This window comes from Peribacillus sp. NPDC097198 (assembly GCF_044762055.1).
Taxonomy (GTDB): Bacteria; Bacillota; Bacilli; order Bacillales; family DSM-1321; genus Peribacillus.
The window spans coordinates 190,207-209,065 of record NZ_JBIWDO010000006.1 but is presented as its reverse complement, the minus strand read 5'-3'; the positions used below and the strand labels follow the sequence as shown (position 1 = coordinate 209,065).

The 18,859-nt window shown below is 40.7% G+C and carries 18 protein-coding genes and 2 riboswitches; of the genes, 8 read left to right on the top strand and 10 right to left on the bottom strand.

The window, feature by feature from the left end:
• The first annotated feature begins 208 nt into the window (after positions 1-208).
• Positions 209-2,290, top strand: coding sequence for a methyl-accepting chemotaxis protein (locus tag ACIQXQ_RS12900; protein WP_402957888.1), 2,082 nt, complete (start codon positions 209-211; stop codon positions 2,288-2,290).
• A gap of 42 nt (positions 2,291-2,332) precedes the next feature.
• On the opposite strand, the gene ACIQXQ_RS12895 is transcribed toward ACIQXQ_RS12900, so the two are convergent.
• Together ACIQXQ_RS12895 and ACIQXQ_RS12890 are read right to left on the bottom strand one after the other, a co-directional pair.
• Complete coding sequence (locus ACIQXQ_RS12895; RefSeq protein ID WP_402873870.1) at positions 2,333-2,623, bottom strand: HesB/IscA family protein; 291 nt, start codon at positions 2,621-2,623, stop codon at positions 2,333-2,335.
• Between the two features lie 124 nt (positions 2,624-2,747).
• On the bottom strand, positions 2,748-3,242 hold the full coding sequence (locus ACIQXQ_RS12890) for a GNAT family N-acetyltransferase (protein WP_402957886.1): 495 nt from the start codon (positions 3,240-3,242) through the stop codon (positions 2,748-2,750).
• Positions 3,243-3,491: 249 nt separating this feature from the next.
• Here ACIQXQ_RS12890 and ACIQXQ_RS12885 point away from each other — a divergent pair, with 249 nt between their 5' ends.
• Entirely contained in the window at positions 3,492-4,847 is a 1,356-nt protein-coding gene (locus tag ACIQXQ_RS12885; protein ID WP_402957884.1) for an arsenic transporter, read from the top strand.
• 640 nt (positions 4,848-5,487) lie between these two features.
• Positions 5,488-6,690 (top strand): C40 family peptidase, encoded by a 1,203-nt coding sequence (locus ACIQXQ_RS12880; RefSeq protein ID WP_402957882.1) that lies wholly within the window; start codon positions 5,488-5,490, stop codon positions 6,688-6,690.
• Positions 6,691-7,015: 325 nt separating this feature from the next.
• Here the strand turns inward: ACIQXQ_RS12880 and ACIQXQ_RS12875 are convergent, their stop codons facing one another.
• The 8 genes from ACIQXQ_RS12875 to ACIQXQ_RS12840 all read right to left on the bottom strand — a co-directional run bounded on the left by ACIQXQ_RS12875 (position 7,016) and on the right by ACIQXQ_RS12840 (position 15,744).
• Positions 7,016-7,657, bottom strand: coding sequence for a poly-gamma-glutamate hydrolase family protein (locus tag ACIQXQ_RS12875; protein WP_402957880.1), 642 nt, complete (start codon positions 7,655-7,657; stop codon positions 7,016-7,018).
• Positions 7,658-7,744: 87 nt separating this feature from the next.
• Positions 7,745-7,894 (bottom strand): CapE family protein, encoded by a 150-nt coding sequence (locus ACIQXQ_RS12870; RefSeq protein WP_402957878.1) that lies wholly within the window; start codon positions 7,892-7,894, stop codon positions 7,745-7,747.
• A 62-nt stretch (positions 7,895-7,956) separates the two neighbouring features.
• Complete coding sequence (locus ACIQXQ_RS12865) at positions 7,957-9,537, bottom strand: gamma-glutamyltransferase family protein (protein WP_402957876.1); 1,581 nt, start codon at positions 9,535-9,537, stop codon at positions 7,957-7,959.
• Positions 9,538-9,648: 111 nt separating this feature from the next.
• Positions 9,649-10,905 carry a CapA family protein gene (locus ACIQXQ_RS12860; RefSeq protein WP_402957874.1) on the bottom strand — a complete coding sequence of 419 codons (1,257 nt, stop codon included), beginning with the start codon at positions 10,903-10,905 and terminating at the stop codon, positions 9,649-9,651.
• A 10-nt stretch (positions 10,906-10,915) separates the two neighbouring features.
• Positions 10,916-11,365 (bottom strand): poly-gamma-glutamate biosynthesis protein PgsC, encoded by a 450-nt coding sequence (pgsC, locus tag ACIQXQ_RS12855; RefSeq protein WP_402957872.1) that lies wholly within the window; start codon positions 11,363-11,365, stop codon positions 10,916-10,918.
• A 15-nt stretch (positions 11,366-11,380) separates the two neighbouring features.
• The gene (gene pgsB / locus ACIQXQ_RS12850) at positions 11,381-12,562 is read right to left on the bottom strand and encodes a poly-gamma-glutamate synthase PgsB (protein ID WP_402873896.1); all 1,182 of its coding nucleotides are present in this window, start codon (positions 12,560-12,562) and stop codon (positions 11,381-11,383) included.
• 759 nt (positions 12,563-13,321) lie between these two features.
• A complete protein-coding gene (locus tag ACIQXQ_RS12845) occupies positions 13,322-13,522 on the bottom strand; it encodes a hypothetical protein (RefSeq protein ID WP_402957870.1) in 201 nt (66 codons plus the stop codon).
• Between the two features lie 542 nt (positions 13,523-14,064).
• Positions 14,065-15,744, bottom strand: coding sequence for a methyl-accepting chemotaxis protein (locus ACIQXQ_RS12840; RefSeq protein ID WP_402957868.1), 1,680 nt, complete (start codon positions 15,742-15,744; stop codon positions 14,065-14,067).
• A 185-nt stretch (positions 15,745-15,929) separates the two neighbouring features.
• Positions 15,930-15,972: riboswitch (PreQ1 riboswitch) on the top strand.
• A gap of 58 nt (positions 15,973-16,030) precedes the next feature.
• Here ACIQXQ_RS12840 and queC point away from each other — a divergent pair.
• From queC to ACIQXQ_RS12815, 5 genes are all read left to right on the top strand, one after another.
• Positions 16,031-16,693 carry a 7-cyano-7-deazaguanine synthase QueC gene (queC, locus tag ACIQXQ_RS12835; RefSeq protein ID WP_402873943.1) on the top strand — a complete coding sequence of 221 codons (663 nt, stop codon included), beginning with the start codon at positions 16,031-16,033 and terminating at the stop codon, positions 16,691-16,693.
• The gene (gene queD, locus ACIQXQ_RS12830) at positions 16,693-17,163 is read left to right on the top strand and encodes a 6-carboxytetrahydropterin synthase QueD (protein ID WP_402957866.1); all 471 of its coding nucleotides are present in this window, start codon (positions 16,693-16,695) and stop codon (positions 17,161-17,163) included. The genes queC and queD overlap by 1 nt, the downstream gene beginning before the upstream one ends.
• Positions 17,156-17,884: a 7-carboxy-7-deazaguanine synthase QueE gene (gene queE, locus ACIQXQ_RS12825; RefSeq protein ID WP_402957864.1), complete on the top strand. Its 729-nt coding sequence runs from the start codon at positions 17,156-17,158 to the stop codon at positions 17,882-17,884. The genes queD and queE overlap by 8 nt, the downstream gene beginning before the upstream one ends.
• A gap of 155 nt (positions 17,885-18,039) precedes the next feature.
• Positions 18,040-18,082: riboswitch (PreQ1 riboswitch) on the top strand.
• 52 nt (positions 18,083-18,134) lie between these two features.
• Entirely contained in the window at positions 18,135-18,695 is a 561-nt protein-coding gene (locus ACIQXQ_RS12820) for a VUT family protein (RefSeq protein WP_402957862.1), read from the top strand.
• Positions 18,685-18,840: a hypothetical protein gene (locus tag ACIQXQ_RS12815; RefSeq protein WP_402957860.1), complete on the top strand. Its 156-nt coding sequence runs from the start codon at positions 18,685-18,687 to the stop codon at positions 18,838-18,840. Before ACIQXQ_RS12820 ends, ACIQXQ_RS12815 begins: the two co-directional genes overlap by 11 nt.
• The last annotated feature ends 19 nt before the right edge of the window (positions 18,841-18,859 follow it).

Genomic DNA, 18,859 nt, shown 5'->3' with positions numbered 1-18,859 from the left:
CATTTTAATTCCGTTTTCCTTTAAGATATGGACTATATAACTATAAATAAAGAGTTGTATTAGTCATTGACAATATTATTATGGGTATATAGTATTGTTATGTGGAAAAATTAGGTTCCTGCTATAATCAAGCATGTTGCTTATCCTAAATGGCGATTTACTTTAAGGGACAATCAAGCCAACACGTAATCAAAAAGGGGAAATCATAATGGGGAATTCACCAACTGTTAAAAGGGAAAAAAAGCACAGAAGAATCTCGATCCGGGTAAAGTGGATGTTTTTTATTTGTCTATCCATTTTTCTGGCGATGGGTGTTTCTGTTTCAATAATGGCCTTCCAGGTTTCCAATGTGTTCAAGGAAGATAGTGTTGCCACAAATCAAAGCGCAGCCCAAAATGCTGTATCACAGATTAGCGCGGATTTGAAAGTCTATGAAGATTCAATAAATCAATTATCACAATTGGTATCGATCCATCTAAAGGATGAGGATTCACTGAAAGATATTCAGAGAACCATTGAATCTTTTCAACTGAACAATGAACACTTGCTATCGGCTTATTATATGGACGGTACGGACGGATCATTATACGCATCTCCTAAAATGGAATTTAAGGGAGATGCTCGAGAAACCGTAACGTATACGCAGCTATCGGAAAACCCGAAAACAAAATGGATGGACGTGTACCAAGATATCGTGAATGGCAGTATCATGACTTCAGTGGTCACGCCTGTTTTGGAAAATGGGAAAATGGTAGGGGCGTTAGGCTATGATATTGATTTATCTACCATCGGAAAGATGCGTACGGAAATTGAGAGGCATTCTGATGGTAACCTTGTGATCCTTGATTCGCAAGGCATTATCGTAAGTTCGTTCATGAAGGAAATGGACGGCAAGAATATGAATCCAAATCAAAGTGGGAAGGTCGAAGGAGTGGGGGACCTAGTAACGGATGCGGATCAATTCAATTCCAAGTTCAAGTGGGTTTCGGACATGTACGATGGGTCGAAGCAAACAGCCCAGACGTTAGAGTGGAAAGACCAACAGTATACGGGTGAAGTGAATTCGGTTCCTGACGTGAACTGGAAAGTGGTGGCTTTGACATCGGATGAAGTTTTGCAAGGTAAGTTGCTTGATATTAATCGGACTGTATTCGTCTCTTTGGTTTTTGGTGTATTGATGGGTATCGTATGTGCCATTTATTTATCAGGAAAGTTGAAAAAGCTGATATCGGATCTTCGACATGTCATGAAGAAGACAGCGAGCGGGGATTTAGTAACCGAATTTCACCATGCCTCGAATGACGAGATGGGCGACTTATCCAAAAGTTATAATATCATGTTAAGTAAATTAAGAGAATTGATTAACGATGTGAAAGGAAATACGAATGCTGTAACGGAGGCAACTGCAGGATTGAGCCAGATTGCGATGGAAAATAGTACATCCATTACTGAGGTTTCACGTTCCGTGGAAGAAATTGCAGCAGGGGCAGCCAGTCAATCCGAATCGGTAGAAGAAGGAGCCCATACGATTCAATTGCTCAGTGATGAAATCGATGGACTATCCAAGTTATCGGATAGGACACAAAACGTTTTGGAGACGGCTTCGGAAAAAATCGAGTCAGGGAAGGAACAAGTCAACGAGTTGGAAACGTCTTATCAAAAATTGGAGACAGCTTTTTCAGCCGTGACAAGCATGAGTTTGAGTCTTGTGGAGAAATCAAAAACCATTTCGAATGTGACGAATACGATTTCCCAGATTTCAGAGCAAACCAACTTATTATCCTTGAATGCCTCCATAGAAGCTGCAAGGGCGGGCGAATCCGGAAAAGGGTTTGCGGTCGTGGCGAATGAGGTTCGCAGCTTAGCCGAGGAATCGAAAGAAGCAACAAATAACATCCAGGACATCATACACAGCATTTTTTCAGACACGGAAATGCTACTGAAGACGACCAATGAAACGAATCAAATTAGTGCGAACCAAAAAAGTGCAGTCATGACGGTAAGCAAGGCCATGAAGGAACTTGAGGACTCAGTTCGTAAAATATCCTATTCATTTGTTGAAGAAACCCAGTCCATATCATCGATTAATCAACAAAAAGAAACGGTTGTGAAAATGATGGAGGAAATAACTGCGGTCTCTCAGCAAACATCTGCTTCTTCAGAAGAAATTGCATCATCCATGGAGGAACAAGCCGCTTCGTCCAATGAGCTTGCAAAATATACAGAACATGTCACGCAATTGATTGATGACCTAGAGCATACATTGAAAGGGTTTCATATAAAGGAATAAACAAAAAGGGAAACCATCCATCTGGTTTCCCTTTTTGTTTATTTACTGTAGCGGTGATACTAATGGATTTGGATTATTGATTAAAAAGCCATTGTCTTGAAAATCAATTTCGGTTTGATCCGTGAAACGGGCATCCGAAGGGTTCATTAAAAGCTTTATCCCATCTATAACTAGTACTTCCTCTAATTCGGTCTTATGACGCACAAGGTTCAAATAATAGTTCATCTGGTTGCAGCAAGAACTGGTTACCCCAAACCGTAAATATGTTTCCTCTTCCATATTCCGTTGCATCTCTTTAATGACTTCCTGGGCCTTTTTAGTGATGGTTATCAAGTTGTTCACTCCCAATGTTTAGACACTGCCTCATAAGTTAAGCGCAGTCATATATTCACTCTATCATGTTCGTGGCAAGAGTAATAACATTTTCTCTTGGATAACAATATTTCACAGCCCTTTTTTAGAATCCTTCCTTTTTCAAGGCCATTCTTACTGTTTTGAGGACATGTCCATCGAAGTCATCATCAAACTGAGAAACAACTTCGAATCCTTTTGCCTGGTAAAAGGCTGTCCCCGATTCATTTTTTTCCTCAACGTTTATAAAAAGCTCTTTCCAACCTTTGGAGTGGTCGATTCCTGTTTGCAATAAAGCTGTACCCATACCTTTTCCTTGAAACTCCGGATGAAAGTAAATCGCCACGAGTTCGACTTCTCCACCTTCCTTTACATGAGAAAAGTCGGCAAATCCGACAATTCTTTCAGCCACTTCGACCACGTAAACAAAAGAGTGTTTAACCCTCTTTTTCATCATCTCGTCACTATAGGCCACATCTAAAAAACGTTCTTGGATTGTAAGGGGGATAATCCCTTCGTACGTACTATGCCAACTTGTCTTCGCGACATGCTGGACTTGTGGGATGTCGCCGACTTGCATGCTACGGATGGTGAATTCCATGTCAATCAACCTTTCTGGTTTCCAGTTTTTTTTCTGAAAATTATAGCAGATTTCTCTTTTTAAACAAGGAAATTCTTGGAAGTTTTTCGTTAGGCCCTTTTCCATTGGAGACATGTTCACTAAAGTGACAAAGGCACAATTTAGTGGACGTGGTTACTTGTCCCGCTCCTTATACCTAATGACGAATATATATATAAGAATCGGACAAGTAGGGTCCAATGGCACAAGGCCCAAAAAGGGGAGAACATCATGCATTTTGAAATCGGGGTGACCATTTTTGTCTTCGTCATGACAATGGTTGTCATACTATGGAGACCACGAGGGCTAAACGAAGCTTGGCCAGCTTCATTTGGCGCGGCAATCATATTGCTTACTGGCATAGTATCACGTGGGGATGTAATGGATATCATCGGTAAAATCGGGGGTGCCTCCATCACCATCATGGCAACGCTTGTCATGGCAGTCATACTCGAGAGTTTCGGATTCTTTCATTGGGCTGCTGCGAGACTTGTAACCCTTGCAAAAGGCTCCGGATATCGTTTGTATTGGTACATTCAATTATTATGTTTTTTAATGACGCTTTTATTTAATAACGATGGGAGCATCATGATCACGACACCCATCCTCATATTACTTTTAAAAAACCTTCGAATGAAGAAACACGAAACCATTTCATATCTCTTGAGTGGGGCCTTGATAGCCACTGCATCCAGCGCACCCATTGGAGTTAGTAACATCGTCAATTTGATTGCCTTGAAAATCGTCGATATGACGCTTTATATGCATACAGCCATGATGTTCGTACCTGCAACATTGGGGCTGTTATTCATGTCATGGTTAATGTTCATGGTCATCAAGAAAGATTTGCCTAAAAAATTGCCCTCCCATTCCTATGACATTGAGGAACGATTTTTCACTAAAAATTTTCATCCGTTAAAAGAGAATACGACGGTGGAAACAAAGAGGCAACGTACAAAGTTCATGTTCAAGATACTGACCTATGTCTTCATTGTCCGCTGTTTATTATTCGTGGCTTCTTATCTATCGATACCTATAGAGTGGGTTGCGGTAATGGGTTCATTATCATTGCTTATTTGGAGATGGTATCATCTACGTACGAGTCCCGTAGATATTTTGAAGAAGACTCCATGGCATATTCTTATCTTTGCGTTCTCTATGTATATCATCATTTTTGGTCTTCAGAATGCAGGGCTTACAGCCATCCTTGTTCAAATCTGTGAACCGATTGTCAACAAAGGATTATTAAGTGCGAGTTTGGTGATGGGAGGGCTTGTTTCGGTCCTATCGAACATTTTCAATAATCATCCAGCCCTGATGATCGGGACCATTACGTTGACGGAAATGGGGTTAGATCCCATCACATTAAAAACCATTTATCTTGCCAATATAATAGGAAGTGATATGGGGTCCTTGTTATTGCCCATCGGTACACTTGCCTCCTTGATCTGGATGCATATCCTGAAACAAAATAAAGTGAAAATCACATGGAAAGAGTATGTGAATGTTACCGTACGAGTCATCCCGTTGGCTACAGTGGTGACATTGCTTTTACTATTTTATTGGGTTCATTTGGTCTTTTACTAATGAAATCCCTTTTCCTCCATCATCTTAAATGGCTAACCCCCTATACGCAAGGGGAAAGACCATACTCGCTCACTCATGAACAATTCCCTATAAACCCAACCTCATTACCGCTCTATCGATCCTTGGAAGAACAGCTGAAAACGATCGAAGGAAAGCTCGTTGTTTTGGATGGAGGGGAGGACCCTATGAAAATGGGGGTACTCAAGAAGACGGAAGATAGCTTGGTTGAATTGGCTACGGCCAAAGGAGAACGTATATATGTAAATCTCTCGCAAATTCAAACGGTGCATGTACCGTGAAAAGGAGAAGCCCAGCTGGCCTCTCCTTTTTTTGTTTTTCTACCTTTATATTAGAAGAACTTTCTGGCTTGATGGAACATATTGACTAGGCACTAAGTCCTTAAAGAGTTCGAAAAATAAATATATAAGTATAATATACTATTAAAATGTGTCATTTTTGTTAAAAAAGGATTAATATTTACAATTTTTTTGTCATATATAGTCTAAAGGATATAGAAGTATCACCGATATTATGGGAGATGGTAAGTAAAAAGACTCATTATAGTAACTGGAATTTATGATTGCCAATAATCTGGAACTGCTCTATGAATGTATTTCCAGCCAAAAAGGAAGGGTTCAAAATGAGAAGGAAATTATTAGTCAGCATGCTGCTTTTATTACTAGTCATGGTTGGAGTGACCTTTACACCTGGTACAAAAGTTGATGCAGCAGATCGGATTCATACAGTTTCCTCGCAAGAAACGGTAGAATCCATTGCATCGATTTATAATATAACGCCAGAACAATTGATGAATATCAATGGTTTACCGGATACCCAGTTATATGTAGGACAAAAACTTAAAATCATACAGACAGCCTATACTCCTTCCATCTATCAGTGGGCGGAGAGAGGGAAACGAATTGCCAACTATGCAAAAACATTTGTTGGATTCAAAAAAACAGCAGGAGAAGAGACCCCTTCTAAAGGCTTTGATTCGAGTGGATTGGTTCATTGGGCCCTTTCTCAGCAGAATGTGGCTGTGGATCGTTTAACCGTAGACGGATTTTATAAACTTGGGATGGAAACGGCTGTTCCTAAGGCGGGAGACATCATCTTTTTCCTTGAAAAAGACACATCAAAAGTGGTGACGGCAGGGATTTATCTAGGAAAAGACAAATTCGTCAATTCTGGATATGGTGCAGAAACCGTTCAAATAAGAAATAGTACGGAAAAGTACTTTGCTAAATATCAAGTTATCTATAAAACGTATACACCTAAAGGGGAACATATCGTACAACCGGGTGAAACGCTAAGTAGCATTTCAAACAATTACAGCATTCACATGAACTCCATCAAAAAACGTAATGCTTTACCGACTAATGAAGTGATGGAAGGTCAATACCTTCAAATATACAGTGATCTTCTATTCCCGTTCTATGAAGGACAAGAAACAGCATATGACAATGCATACGATGTAATCAGATATGCTTATACTTTACGAGGGTTCACGTATGTTTTCAGTGGGGCTGATCCGCTAACGGGAATGGATTGCAGTGGATTCATTTACTGGGCCATGAAGGAGCAGGGGATTTCCATAAAACGTAGCTCTGCTGCTGACTATTATGAGTGGTTGCCGGCTATATCAGAACCAAAAGCGGGCGATTTAGTCTTCTTTAGGGATACAGGTACAAGACAAGGTGTAACCCATGTAGGGATCTATCTTGGGAATGGGCGTTTTATCCATACAACCGAGAAAGCCGGTGTCCATATATCTGACCTTTCTTCCGGGTATTTTGCCCAGAAGTTCGAAAGCTATGGCCAAGTACAACTTATCATGAATTAAATGCAAGAGACAGGATAGAGGGGGCTTGAAACTGGCCCTATCTATCTTCTTTTTTATATCCTCTTTTTCAATGAAGTTTTTCAGAGTTGAATGACCTTTAAATGAGGCTTGTGCGATAAGTTTCTTTTGTGTAGAAGTCACAGAATACTCAAAGGATGTGGGTATCATATTTTATCGAAAAAGAAGTAGTGGAGGGAGGGGACTTGAAACAATCTTTTAGACCCCCAAGAAGGCTTCTCTGAGGGTTGAAAGATTGTTTTAATCATAAGTGTGGAAGATGCAGGACAAGCTCCTGATAAGTGATCAAGCCATTCCAATCGTTGCACTAGAATTGCTTTTTATTCAGATTGAGCATGTAGTGAATGGTGGCTTTCTCTAAAGCGCTAATGAATTGATTCAACACTTCGGTCTGGTTATGCCTGTTTGTCCTCTTAAGGTCACTGTCTAGGAAAAAATGTTTTCGTAAAGTCCTGGATATTTCCATTTGTACGCCAGCGCCGGTTTTGCAACGGTTGGTAATATTGTTTTTATTCATCCCCAACAAATGCTTCGGTGCTTCAGCTGTTTGAAATCCAGCTTCCTTTAAGGCTACTTGTATCACATGTTTATAGGTCTCGTTCCTGCCACCCATATAGATTAACGCTTCATTGGAATCGCGATAACCATGTAAAGAGAGGATTGTTTTTGCGTTATTTGCCATCAGTATGGCGGTTGGCTCATCGAAGGAGGTGGAGGTGATGTGCAGTTTGCTGTTATCCCTTCGTTTATGTCCTTCAAATAGATACGTACTTGAATGGAGTCTTTCTCCAAGGGCAAAGGCTACTTCACTAGTTCCCGGTTCGATATTGCCGCCATGGATCGCAAAAATTGCTATTTCTGGATTACGATGAAAAGCCGTAATGCTATAATCGGTGTTTTCTTTTTCATTCTGCTGCAGTTCCGCAAAACTTGAGTATCCATTCTCCATCCTATTTGCCTCCTCGTCCTGTAATCTCCTTGTATTGTATAACCATTGAAAAACAGGTTGAACCCTCATGAGGTTCAACCTGTTTTTTTACTCTTGGATATTTGTATACTGTTCTATTTTCTTTTGTTCATCGGGAGTCAGTGTTTCAGACCGTTTGAACGTATTCATTGTTACAAGCAGGACTGCTATCAGAACAACAGGGATAACCCAGCTTACTACTTTTTTTAATATCTTCATTTTCTCGTCCCCTTATAGATCTATAAAAATTTAGATGTTTTCAAGATGTATAGGCGTTTTCTTTATTGCTGTGCTTGCCAACTGCCATTTCTCCGAGGATCGGCTGCTCCTGATAACCTACCGTTCTTTTCATTTCTAACGAGTACCTGTACGCCACCATAGAACACAGGGGCGACTTTTTGTACGACATTGTAACCGGCTCTTTCTAATGCAGAGGCTGTTTCAGGCGAAGGGCGGTATTCTGTATAGATGGTATTACCATCAAATACGAATCGATTGCGATCTATGATATTCTGGAACGTATCCTCACCTTCTGTATAGGAATACAGGACCTGCATGAGCACTTGCGGTATCCTATCACCACCAGGCGAACCGATTCCGATTGTCTTTTCCCCTTGTTTTTTAAGAATGGTAGGAGCGGTAAAGGTCCTTGAGCGTTTATGCTCATCGATTTTATTCAGGCCAGTGCGGAAGTTTTTCAATTGGTCATTCAAGAAAAAGCCGTTCGTATAGGCACCGGAACCAAAAAAGTTACTGAGTGTATTGGTCGTAGAAACGACTGTGCCATACTTATCCATGACGACGAAATGAGTCGTGCTTTCATGTTCTTCAGACTGGAACTCTACATTTGACCAATCACCTTTATTTATCTCTTTTTTCAGGTTGTCCAAATGAAGGGGAGATACTAATTGTTCAGCTTTGTCTGCGCTGATTCCGTCCCCGGTATAGTTAATTCGATCTTTATAGGAGGCGTTGGTAATGGCTCCCAGTAACTCCATATAATCTGCCTTATTTGAAGCATTGCTTAAGTCGACTTCTTCAGCGAGATTTAACATTTCAAGGACGGTTATCCCTGAAAAGGGAGGGGGAGCGGTCCAAACATCATATCCGGCGAATTTGCCTTGGACTGGCTCTCGTTCTTTTACTTCATAATGCTTTAAGTCCATTAAGTCTACATCTGTTCTTTTTTTGATATTCCGTGCGATGTTCCCTTTATAAAACCCATCGGGCCCTTTTCGCTGAATCAGTTTCAATGTGTCGGCAAGATCTTCTTGTTTCAAAACCTTTCCTGGTTCAATCGAATCGTCATCAGGATAAAACAAGAGAGTTTTCTCTGAATAAATTCTTGCTTTGGCTGCCTTTAGGCGGGAGGCCAACATTTTATCGACTTCAAATCCTTCTTCAGCCAGGTCGATGGCCGGCTGAAGAAGGTCTTCCATCGGAATGGTTCCGTATTTATCATGGACAGCTTGCATCCCGGCTACAAAGCCAGGGACACCGGTATTATGTTTTAACTTTGAACGTTCAGGAGCCGTTTCACGATAATCAATAAAATTAGGTTTCTCAGATTCGGATACAATCAGCATTCCGCCGCCGCCGCCAATTCCAGATCCAAAGGGTTCAGTTACACCCAATGCATAAGAAACGGCAATCGACGCATCGGCCGCTGTTCCACCGTTATCTAATATATTCATCCCCACTTCTACGGCGATAGGGTTGGAAGAGCTAACTCCATATGATTTATCATTTAAAGATTCATTGGTATCATGCGTGTCAGAAAGAGGGTCAGTTTTTGAACATCCTGCTATAAAAATGAGCAAACAAAGGGAAAGGAGTACTTTCCGTGTGAAAGGATAAAACACTGATTGATCGCCTCTTTTCGGTGTGATCTTCTAAGATGTGTGTCTTCTAGCATACCTGCTAGTAGACTCTTATTCACGTATTATCTAGTTGTATGATGGTGCTTCATGTTTCTATTCTTCAGTAGTTGTCTCTTCTTGGGTTACTTTCTTTTCTTTAGCAGCTTTCTTTTCTTGGGCTGCTTTTTCCTCTTGTTCACGCTGTTCTTTATGGTCTATTACACGTGTATGATCCAATTTAATCTCTATCTTATTATCTTTTTTAGACCATTGCACGTTGTCACTTGTTTCTTTCGTCAACCAACGGAAAACTCGCGATACATCGCTAGAAGATGTAGCGGGTCTTGGTGTAGCTTCCTTGATTTGCAAGGGAACCACATCAACGGTTGCTTGTCCGTCATCAGTTAAATGGTATTGTACCATCGCAGAATCTTTTGTACGTGTCCAGCCTTGGTCGAATACAAAGTTTCCTAAGCTGTAAAAGATAAGTCCATCTTTATACACATCGAATGATTGGACGACATGGGGGTGATGGCCAATGATGATATCTGCACCAGCATCGATCACCGCTTTCGCTAATTCTGTTTGACGACCTGTCGCAGAAGTAGCATATTCTTGGCCCCAGTGCATATTGACGACAACTAAGTCTGCGTTTCCTTTTTTCGCATCCTTGGCGTCACCGATCATTTCAAATAATAAGTCAGGATTGGAATTCAATAACCCAGCTTGAGTATTTTTGGCTACCGCATTTTTACCATATACATCGGTAAAGCCAAGAGTAGCGATACGTACGCCTTTAACATCTTGGTAATTGATGTTTTCTTTCGCTTCTGTAATATTCCGACCTACACCAACATAATCCATTTTGGCATTCTCGAATTCATCGATTGTGTCGAGCAATCCTTGTTCTTCAAAGTCCATCATATGGTTATTCGCAAGAGTCATGACAGAAAATCCAGCATTTTTAACAGCTTCCACGCCATCTGCATACGAATTTAGACGAATGGCTGTATCAGCTTCTTCATATTTCGATACATCTTTTGCTAGAGCAGGATGTTCATAGTTTCCACTTACATAATCCGAAGCGTTAAAATAGGGCTTCATGTAACGGAAGAGGTAATCAAAACCATGGCTGTCTGTCACTTCCTCGACATAACGGCCCATCATGATATCTCCGACCATTGACATTGTAAGGGTATCGTTTGGTTTGGATGCAACAACTTCCACGTCTTTCGTGCGTCCCAACCAAGATGTTACGACTAAGACGATGATCAATATCGGTAGAACGATTGCAGTGTATTTGAGATTCTTTTTCTTCGTCCGCTTTGTAAAGATAAGTGTTTTTTCTTTTGCGTTTAAAGTACGTTTCATTTTATCCACCTCAGAATAGGTAATACACGTTCATTAGACCGAAAGTTACTCCGGATAATAAAAGCGTGCTGCCGAGTGTTAATGGCATTCCTTGTCTTTGAATGGCATTAGCGATCAAGCCAGGGACGATTATACCAATACCACGGAATTCATAGATTTCAAAAGGCATGACGGGGTAGACGAAATCCAATACGAGTTTTAGACAAATCCCCGTTATCATCATTGCGGCAAACTTTCTTCTTCCATATAAGATTACCCATCTTGAAAGACCGTGAGCGACAATGAAATAAGTTAAGATACTTACTATAATAATTACCAGCATGACTTGCCATTGATCAAAAACTAATGCCAAATAACCTGGCACGATAAGTCCGGCGGGCACAACACCCGTTTTTTCTGAAAAAATAAGGCTCAGTGTTACCCCTAGTACTAGGGCTACGTATAAATCCGATCCAAACATTAAGGTTCCTCCTACTTAACTCGCTTTTTGCTTCGTTTTAGTTTTCATGATTGCGTCAATTAAGGGTTCTGCTGCTCCGTGAATGTTACCGACCCCATAAACGATTCGGTTTTTCATGACTGGGCGCAGTTTGGCAACGATTTCTTCCGTTGACCATTCTTCTAAATCCCAATACTCTACTGTATCCAATTTTCCTTGCTCAAATGCTTTCGTTATTGGTGAAGTAGTTTCACCGATGGCAATGACGATTTCGGACTTTATGTAAGGCAATACATCTCTTGCAAATTGCTCTGTACGGTCCACACGGTCAGGACGGCAGTTCATGATTACGATAGGGGCTTCCGTGCTGTATCCGAAGGTACTTACCCTGTCCCAAATATTCAATGTAGATGACGCATCATTGGCGGCAAATCCATTAACGAAGAAAGTCGGTTGCCTAGCATCTCCAAATTTAGTGATACGCATGGCCCCTGGATCTGGATGTGCATTTAACATGCCACGGAATGCCGTTTTCTCATCGATACCCAATGCTTCTGCAACAGCCAAGGCAAGGGAGGCGTTATCAGGGAATACCATATAGTCGAATTCACGTAGAAATTCTTCTGAGATCCTTGAGTTATCGGCTACGATTACCTTCGTATTACGTTGTTTGGCAATTTCTTTGTAATATTCTAAATGTTCGCCCTCGATGGTTATTAAATGCCCATTGTAGGGTATGGTTGCAGTGAATGCTTCTGCAACTTGATCCAATGTTGGTCCCATGACATCCATGTGATCTTCAAGAACATTTACGATAACCCCAATATTTGCCTGAATCATTTTATTTTGGAAGATTAGTTGATAGTCAGGCTGCACGGCCATGCACTCACAAACTAATGCTTCAGTTCCTAAGTCAGCTACTTCTTTAACTACGCGACGTTGTTCCCCGATATTCGGTCCTTCTGGACGACGTATGATCGGTTTTTCTTTGTCCGTAAACCAATAAATCATTCTTGCGGAAGTTCCGGTTGTTTTTCCTATTGTCTTGTACTCCGCTTCCTTGATCACACCTGTAATCAGACGTGTTACAGTGGATTTCCCTCGGATCCCATTTACGTTGACACGTACGGGAATGGAGTCGAGACGCTTTTGATGGCGTTTTTGTTCGACTATGCCATAGCCAAGCAAAAATAATGCACAAATAAATATCGGTGCCATTTTTTAACCTCTCTTTTTTTATATATTTGATTTACTGAATACACACTACATGATTTTAAACTTATTAAGCAAGGGTCGTTTTTCTATAGCAAGATAGCTTATTTTGATAATTTCCAAATTAAACTATAAATGAGTGTAATAGTAACTAATGGCTATAATATTCATGTAAGGACAAATACTCTATGGATTCCCCATTTCATGATGATTCTATTATGAGATGGAGAATAAAAAATAATTTTTATAGGATAATGAATTCTTTTTATAAGGATAAAAACCCAATTCCTAGTATCTACTGTAGGAGTTTAATGTAGACGATCCTTCCTGTTTTATAATTGTTTATACCTATTTGTGCATTTATTTTCTAATCTACTAGTTTGTTTTTTCTTTATTCCTGTATTTTGATTCTAATGACTCATTTAGTGCTACTTTTTTGGATTTGGATAAAGATGAGTAAAATCACCCCCCATATTTTTTGGGTTTTTTTAATATGAAATACCCGAGGGGCTATGAGGTGACATCAATAAATTGTCAAAATCCTTCCCTTAAAAGTTTTGGAAACGAGGGTTTTTAAAAAAAAGACTAGTTTCTTCTATTAATATAGTGTTAATAGTAGAACTAAAAAAAACCCAGAATAAATTCTGAGTTTTTGGAGTATTTTTACATTCATTTATAATAAGGGATTAAATGAAATGTTATTTATAGATGAGAGTATTTTTTGAAGATTGATAGTCTCGAATCAATTTTAAGATGATGCTATCTTTAGCTAGATTTTATTCTATTTAAAAGCTCAGGATGTGAGTCCTTTTTACCGCCATCTATAACATAAAGCATAGGGGCTAATCTTCTGTTTCCTTTATCGGCAGAATTCATCTTCAAGTAATTTTCGTATTCGTTGCGAAAGAATTCGTCTTGGGCTTTCCCTTCGTTTAACTTTGCTATGAATTTGAAAAATCGTTTCATATGAATTCCTCCTTGTTTGGTTAAAAAGTATTAGGTTAATAGTAACATACTTTAGGTGGAAATTAACCACTTATTATAAAATAGGAAATAAAAAATAGTAAAGGTGATTATATAGACTTAGTTCTCTGGATTTGGAATACGATATTGATGTAAGACCATCTCGTCTGTTTAGAGAGTCTCCTGTTGATCGGGTTTCAAATGAGAGTAATTAAGAGTTGGTTCAAATGCTTTTTAAAAGTGTGCTGACACTTCTAGAGAGGAAGTAGTTATTCTACTATTTACTGATGTAAATATTACTGGAGTAATATTAATTATACATTGAATATTCAGAAAATAATAGTGTAAGTTGAATTATTTCTCTCTGTATAAGATTCATGGTGAATTTTTTATTATAGTGTGTTTTGTGTTGTTATTAGTTTATTCCCTGTATTCACTATATTGAAACAATTTTAATGAAGAGGATATATTTGTTATTAACTTCATAGGAATAGCTAAATGCAAGGAAAAGCTTCCCACAAGGTAGGCGTGGGAAGCGGCTTTCATCATAATTGAAATCTTTTAACCTGATCTGTTAACTGTTCAGCCGATGATGCAAGTTCACTGGCATGATTGGTGATTTCATCCATTGAAGAGCTGGATTGCTGTGCGGAGGCGGACACTTGTTCAATGCCTGCTGCTGACTCTTCGGAAACGGCTGCAATGTCTTCGACAGCCTGGTTGATTTTTATGCTATTGGTAGAGATATAGTGTAAGTCATTGGTTATGTGTTGTAATTTTGTGCTCATGGCTCCCACTGAATGATTGATGGTTTCAAAGGTTTGGCCGGTAATGGTAATTTGTTGGGTGCCTTCATCTACTTGTGTATATCCATCTTCCAAGGAGTGAACGACGGTTTTTGAACCTGTTTGAATGGCTGTAACAATTCCAGTAATGTCACCCACAGAATCTGTAACTTGTTCCGCGAGTTTCCGAACTTCTTCGGCGACGATGGCAAATCCTTTTCCATGTTCGCCGGCGCGTGCCGCCTCGATGGCTGCGTTTAAAGCGAGTAAGTTGGTTTGATTGGAAATGTCCTGTATGACCTGAACGAGCTTTGAAATTTCCTGGGATTGTGAATCAAGGCCTTTTACCTCATCGACTGCCTGTTTCACAATCCTATCAATCGTTTGCATTTGCTGCACGGATTTGTTCATCAAGACTGTCCCTTCCTTAGTTAGGGATAGAATCTCTGTGGAGGTTTGGGAAATTTCTTCTCCTTCACTGTGTGCCTTTTGGATCTTTCCTGAGAATTCTTCCACCATACGGACGATTTCCGTTGCTTGGTTGGCTTGTGACTCAGAGCCTTCTGACAGCTCGTACATAGTGGTTGCAATTTGACTGCTTCCTTGTTGCACTTCATTTGCCGATTGGGTCAGCTCTTCGCTTTTGCTTGTAACGGATTCGGATACATTCAGCATGTTTTCGATGATATCGCGAAGGTTTCTCTGCATCTCGTTTGTAGAAAACGTCAATTCCCCGAGTTCATCGTTTGATGTCTGCTTAAGTGGTTCATGGTTCAGTTCACCTTTTTCCACTAGCTTCATCCTGTCTCGGATCCTTAGGATCGGTTTGGTAATGAGGTTGGCTGTCACAAGGGCAAGGCCAATTCCTGCTATGACTGTAATGATGGATAAAATGATACTCGTCGTTTTAACGGATTTTCCACTGCTGATGACGGTCTCTCCGGAAGCGACGATCAGTTTTTCGCGCTCGGAAGCGAGCTCTTTGAAGCCATCCATTATTTCCGTGCTTATGGGCGCTACTTCATTTAGCAATATTTCTTTCGCCTGTTTTTCATCTCCTTGCTCATACTGGGTAAAGACGCGTTCTTCAATCATGGTTCTCCAATCAATGCTTGTTTCAATGATTTCTTTCGTTCTCTCAGAGTCGGATAAGGCTAATAGCTCTTCTTGTAGGTGTTTGCTTTCTTCGGTATAAGCTAGGAAATCCTCTTTATATTGTTCATCTCCAAATAGGATATACCCTCTAACAAATGCCATTCTTTGCGAAAGGTTATAGAGTAATTGTTCATCTTTAATAAGAAGAGGCAATTCATGGTCGATGATATCTCTAGAATGTTTAAGAGACTTATTGCTGCTGTAAATACTATAGGCTCCTAATATGATGCATAAAGATATGACTAGCATAAATGCTAACAATACCTTTGTTTTAATCTTTTTCAAGTGTACGGCCCCTTTTTCGGTAGATTAGTTTACCTTCTGTTTATCGGAAATGGGGACCGATATTTAAAGAGGAAAGGAGAAATTGGGCTGAAAAGACAGGGAATCTCTTTGTTTTTATGGAATATATTGATATGATTCCATATATTGCGTTATGATTATAGAGAAAAGATTATAAGCCGCTTTAGGCGGAAGAGGTTCTAGCTACCCTCTCAAAAAAACTAAGGAAAAGCAGCACTCTATTCTTAGGGTGCTGCTTTTTTCCGTAAAAAAGGAGTTTTTCATAATGTTGAAGAAAGAAAAGGCAGTAGTGGTGTTTAGTGGGGGACAAGACAGTACGACGTGTTTATTCTGGGCCATGAAGCATTTTTCGGAAGTGGAGGCAGTGACGTTTGATTATAATCAGCGTCATAGCTTGGAAATTGATTGTGCGCGGAATATTGCAAAGGAACTGGACATCCCGCATCATGTTCTGGATATGTCGTTGTTGAACCAGTTGGCGCCGAATGCGTTGACGAGAAGTGACATTGCTGTGGCGGATGGGGAAGAAGGGGAGTTACCGTCTACATTCGTACCGGGAAGGAATTTACTGTTCTTGTCATTCGCAGGAGTGCTTGCAAGCCAAATTGGGGCGAAGCATATTGTAACCGGTGTTTGTGAGACGGACTTTAGCGGATATCCAGACTGCCGGGATGTGTTCATTAAATCGTTGAATGTCACTTTGAATCTCTCGATGGATCAGTCTTTTGTTATAGATACGCCGCTTATGTGGCTGAATAAAGAAGAAACATGGGAAATGGCGGATCAACTGGGTGCCTTTGATTTCGTTCGTGAAAAGACGCTGACTTGTTATAACGGAATCATAGCCGATGGCTGTGGGGAGTGTCCGGCATGCAAGCTTCGAAAAAGGGGTCTGGATGACTATGTGATTAGACGGCAGGTGAAACTATAATGTATGGGTTCAAGATTGTCGATAAGCTTCAAAAAATAGAACAGGACATTCATCGTAATCAATTGAACTATCATCAAAGACGGGTGCTCGTGAGCAAGGAATTCACGTTTGATGCAGCCCATCATCTTCATGATTATGAAGGGAAATGCAAGAATCTGCATGGCCATACGTATAAGGTCATTTTTGGCATAAGCGGCTATAATGATTCCCGTGGGTTGATGATCGACTTTGGCGACATCAAAGAGATCTGGAAAAATGAAATCGACATTCACCTGGATCACCGCTATTTGAATGAAACGCTGCCGCTTATGAATACGACAGCTGAAAATATCGTCGTCTGGATATATGAAAAGATGGCTGATGCCTTGCTAAACAAGGATTATAAAGGGGCTAGGGTCGAATTTGTCCGTCTTTATGAAACGCCGACGAGTTATGCTGAAGCAAGACGGGAGTGGATGGACTGTGAGTAGACTGCCCGTCATGGAAATCTTCGGCCCGACCATTCAAGGGGAAGGCATGGTCATCGGGCAAAAGACGATGTTCGTCCGGACCGCTGGTTGCGATTATTCCTGTGCTTGGTGCGATTCCGCCTTCACTTGGGATGGGACTGGCAAGGAAGATATCGTCCAGATGACAGCCGAGGAAATATGGGAGGAGCTAAAACACAAGGGAGGCAAGGGTTTCTCCTTCGTGACGATATCCGGGGGCAATCCCGGCCTCCTGAAAAACATGGCGGAGTTAGTCACCCTTTTGAAAGAGAAGAACATCAGAATGGGCGTGGAGACACAAGGTAGCCGGTGGCAGGACTGGTTTCTCGATATTGATGAACTGACGATTTCACCAAAACCGCCAAGTTCCAGGATGGAGACCGATTTTGAAGTACTCGATGACATCTTAGCTAAGCTTTCCGATAGAAGGGACGAAAATCAAATCTCTTTGAAGATTGTCGTATTTGATGAAGCGGATTATCAATATGCGAAGAATGTACATGCCCGCTATCCCGGCATTCCTTATTACCTACAGGTAGGAAATGGTGACAGCGTGACGACGGATGACCGTCAGTTGGTCAGTGAACTGTTGGGGAAATATGAACAGTTGATTAATCGGGTGATTGCCGATGACGAACTGAATGATGTGAAGGTGCTCCCCCAGCTGCATACATATATCTGGGGAAATAAACGGGGCGTGTAAGGAAAAGGGTGGGGAGGTCATACTTTCTATGGAATGCCGTTTCTCTTCTATTATATATTCTTTACCTTTAGATACGTGTGGGGGGGTACTTTTATCCTTGATTTACTTCCGTATCCAAGATAAGATGAAAAAGGAAAAAAGATAATCCGCTTGAGGCGGAAGAGGTTCTAGCTACCCTCTCAAAAAAACTAAGGAGAACAGCACTCTTTCTTAGGGTGCTGTTTTTTCCTATAAAAGGAGATTGTAAGGAATGTTTAGAGTTCTATTGTATTTATTGTCCATTGTAACCGCGAATGTGGTCACAGCCGCTTTTATGCCACTGCAATTTGGTATGTTCATCATCCCGATGGGGACATTGTTGATCGGAGGGACCTTCATCTTCCGTGATTTAGTTCAAAATAAGTTTGGCAGGGCAAGGACTTATCTGTGCATTATTCTGGCATTAATTTTATCAGCAAGTGTATCATTCTTGTTAGGGGATACATTATTAATCGTATTTGCTTCCGCCCTTTCATTCGTGGTGGCGGAAACGGCAGATACGGAAATATATACTCGATTGAAGCTACCATTAAGTTGGAGGGTATTTTACTCAGGGGTAGTTGGAGGCTTTTTCGATTCCGCAATATTTGTGGTGATTGGGCTTAGTCCACTGGGGGCGAACATCTTGCCGTGGTCCTCTGTACCAGCCGCGATTGTTGGTCAAATCATTGTCAAAACGGTCATTCAGTCAATGGGGGCCATTCTATTGGGGAAAATCCATGTAAGGCTTGAAAAGCGGATCAATAATGGAGGGAATGCGCTTGATGGATGATACTAAAGAAGAAGATAAGTGCTATTGCTTGGAGGCTTTTCGCGAGAAATATGGTCCGCAAGTCCAGGGAGAATGCTTGAAGCTTTCTTGTGCCAACTACAGAAAGCATAAGCTTGATAAGCTAGAATCGAGAGAATGCGAGTAAACAAAACCCGTTGTTAAAC

Coding starts and splice junctions, on each gene's coding strand:
- ACIQXQ_RS12900 (WP_402957888.1), top strand. CDS start 209: ATGGGGAATTCACCAACTGTTAAAAGGGAAAAAAAGCACAGAAGAATC.
- ACIQXQ_RS12890 (WP_402957886.1), bottom strand. CDS start 3,242: ATGGAATTCACCATCCGTAGCATGCAAGTCGGCGACATCCCACAAGTC.
- ACIQXQ_RS12885 (WP_402957884.1), top strand. CDS start 3,492: ATGCATTTTGAAATCGGGGTGACCATTTTTGTCTTCGTCATGACAATG.
- ACIQXQ_RS12880 (WP_402957882.1), top strand. CDS start 5,488: ATGAGAAGGAAATTATTAGTCAGCATGCTGCTTTTATTACTAGTCATG.
- ACIQXQ_RS12875 (WP_402957880.1), bottom strand. CDS start 7,657: ATGGAGAATGGATACTCAAGTTTTGCGGAACTGCAGCAGAATGAAAAA.
- ACIQXQ_RS12870 (WP_402957878.1), bottom strand. CDS start 7,894: ATGAAGATATTAAAAAAAGTAGTAAGCTGGGTTATCCCTGTTGTTCTG.
- ACIQXQ_RS12860 (WP_402957874.1), bottom strand. CDS start 10,905: ATGAAACGTACTTTAAACGCAAAAGAAAAAACACTTATCTTTACAAAG.
- pgsC (WP_402957872.1), bottom strand. CDS start 11,365: ATGTTTGGATCGGATTTATACGTAGCCCTAGTACTAGGGGTAACACTG.
- pgsB (WP_402873896.1), bottom strand. CDS start 12,562: ATGGCACCGATATTTATTTGTGCATTATTTTTGCTTGGCTATGGCATA.
- ACIQXQ_RS12845 (WP_402957870.1), bottom strand. CDS start 13,522: ATGAAACGATTTTTCAAATTCATAGCAAAGTTAAACGAAGGGAAAGCC.
- queD (WP_402957866.1), top strand. CDS start 16,693: ATGTATGGGTTCAAGATTGTCGATAAGCTTCAAAAAATAGAACAGGAC.
- ACIQXQ_RS12820 (WP_402957862.1), top strand. CDS start 18,135: ATGTTTAGAGTTCTATTGTATTTATTGTCCATTGTAACCGCGAATGTG.